Annotated in this window: 3 protein-coding genes; all 3 read right to left on the reverse strand. The window is 39.0% G+C overall.

Features of this window, described 5'->3' with window-relative positions; all coding sequences use genetic code 11:
* Nucleotides 1–192: 192 nt before the first annotated feature.
* Nucleotides 193–531 (reverse strand): histidine triad nucleotide-binding protein, encoded by a 339-nt coding sequence (locus tag HZA38_03530; GenBank protein MBI5414564.1) that lies wholly within the window; start codon nucleotides 529–531, stop codon nucleotides 193–195.
* A 171-nt stretch (nucleotides 532–702) separates the two neighbouring features.
* On the reverse strand, nucleotides 703–1,797 hold the full coding sequence (gene ychF, locus HZA38_03535; protein MBI5414565.1) for a redox-regulated ATPase YchF: 1,095 nt from the start codon (nucleotides 1,795–1,797) through the stop codon (nucleotides 703–705).
* A 125-nt stretch (nucleotides 1,798–1,922) separates the two neighbouring features.
* A partial coding sequence (locus HZA38_03540; GenBank protein ID MBI5414566.1) for an IS30 family transposase occupies nucleotides 1,923–2,031 on the reverse strand: 109 nt, incomplete at its 5' end.

Genomic DNA, 2,031 nt, shown 5'->3' on the forward strand with positions numbered 1-2,031 from the left:
ATCTTTTCTTATATGTTCTGCTTTGAATAGTATGACTGCTCTCGGAATGCCAAAAAGTTACAAAATAGTATGAAAACCTTAGAAAAAGAAAATTGCTCTTTCCTGAGTCTCTATATTATGATTTGTGCAACAAAGCCATTCGTCATTCGTAATTCTAGTGAGCACTAACAAAATGAAAATCTGCAGCGAATTTTACATCTGGCTGATGTCTACTCTTCCTCCTCCCAATAAATGCAAATGCACATGAGGAACCACTTGTCCGCCTTCTTTTCCGACATTAAAGAGGAGCTTATATCCGGAAAGTCCTAATTTTTTGGCAACATTTTTCGCCGTAAAAATAAGCTTCCCCATAAGTTCTTCATCTACTTCTGTTGCATCCATAACTGTCGGAATCATTTTTTTCGGAATCACGAGGAGATGCACCGGCGCTTTTGGATGAATATCATGGATGACAATCACATCTTCGTCTTCATATTCAATTTTCGCCGGAATTTCTCGGTCGATGATTTTTTGAAAAATAGTTTTTTCCATAATGGGAAGGAGATCAAAGGTCAAAACAAGTATAGAATACATTGAGAAATCATATCAACAATTCCAAAATTAGTACAAAGTACAAAACTTAAAAAAGATTTTATATTTTTGTACTTTGTACTTTTAATTTTGTACTTTCTCTGTCGTTCTTGTAATTCGTACTACAGCCATCTATGCGCTCGTCTTAAACAAACACACATCCCCATCTTTCATCACGTATTCTTTTCCCTCGCTTCGTACAAGTCCCTTTTCGCGACACATCGTCCAGCCTTTATTCTCAACAAATACATCCCAATGCACCACGTCCGCTTTGATGAAATGTTTTTCGAAGTCAGTATGAATAATTCCAGCACATTCCGGTGCTTTTGCGCCCTTATGAAATGTCCATGCCTTCGCCTCTTTTTCACCCGCAGTAAAATAGCTCTGAAGTCCGAGTTTCTCATACGCCGCCCGAATAACGGAAGAAAGACCACTTTCTTTCATTCCCAGTGTTTCGAGGAGTTCTTTTGCTTCCTCTTCCGAAAATGTCGCGAGATCAGATTCCACTTTTGCGGAAATAGGAATGAGGATTTGATCAGCATCAATTCCCATTTTTTCTTTCACGGTACTTTCACGAAAACTCTGAATTTCCGATTCTCCAATATTCGCGAGATATAAGAATGATTTCGCCGTGAGAAGATGGAGTTCCTTGAGGAAGGGGAGCTCTTCATCAGAATATTCTATGGAATTTGCATTTTTCCCATTTTCAAGGGCTTCTTTGATTCTTTTGCACATTCCAAACTTGAGAATGTCATCTTTCTCTCCGCTTTTCTTATCCTTTTCCGCTCGAACTAAATTTTTGTTCACTGTTTCGAGATCGGCGAAAATAAGTTCCATGAGAACGACTTCAAGATCGCTTTTTGGGTCGATTCCCCCATGCACATGATGCACATTGGAATCTTCAAAAAATCTGAGCACCATGGCAATCGCATCACATTCGTTGATGTGGTGCAAAAACTTATTTCCAAGACCTTCCCCCTGAGATGCGCCCTTCACGAGCCCAGCAATGTCCACGAATTCAATAGAGCTGTACACTGTCTTTTGAGGTTTTACGATCTCGGCAATGTGCTCAAGTCTCTTGTCAGGAACGCTCACTACTCCGATATTCGGATCGATAGTACAAAAGGGGAAGTTTTCTGCCGCTGCCTTTTGCGATTTTGTAAGAGCGTTAAATAACGTTGATTTTCCGACGTTTGGGAGTCCAACAATTCCAATTTGAAGAGACATGAGATGTCAATAAGATGCTGATGAATATTGGCAGAAAAAGTACAAAACATAAAGCACAAAGTACAAAATATTTTTTGTGCTTTGTATTTTGTACTTGGAAAATTCAAGGATTATAAGCACCACCCCTAGAGGAGATCAGAAATGACTTCATTTGGAGTACGATATCGAAGTGATTTTCTTGGTCTGTCGTTGAGTTTTTCTTGTACTGCATAGATTTTTTCTTCTGATACTTTG

The sequence above is a fragment of the Candidatus Peregrinibacteria bacterium genome, assembly GCA_016220175.1.
GTDB lineage: Bacteria > Patescibacteriota > Gracilibacteria > CAIRYL01 > CAIRYL01 > JACRHZ01.

What these genes read in the sequence shown, in the direction of transcription:
- HZA38_03530 (MBI5414564.1), bottom strand. Translation starts at nt 531, where the DNA reads ATGGAAAAAACTATTTTTCAAAAAATCATCGACCGAGAAATTCCGGCG.
- ychF (MBI5414565.1), bottom strand. Translation starts at nt 1,797, where the DNA reads ATGTCTCTTCAAATTGGAATTGTTGGACTCCCAAACGTCGGAAAATCA.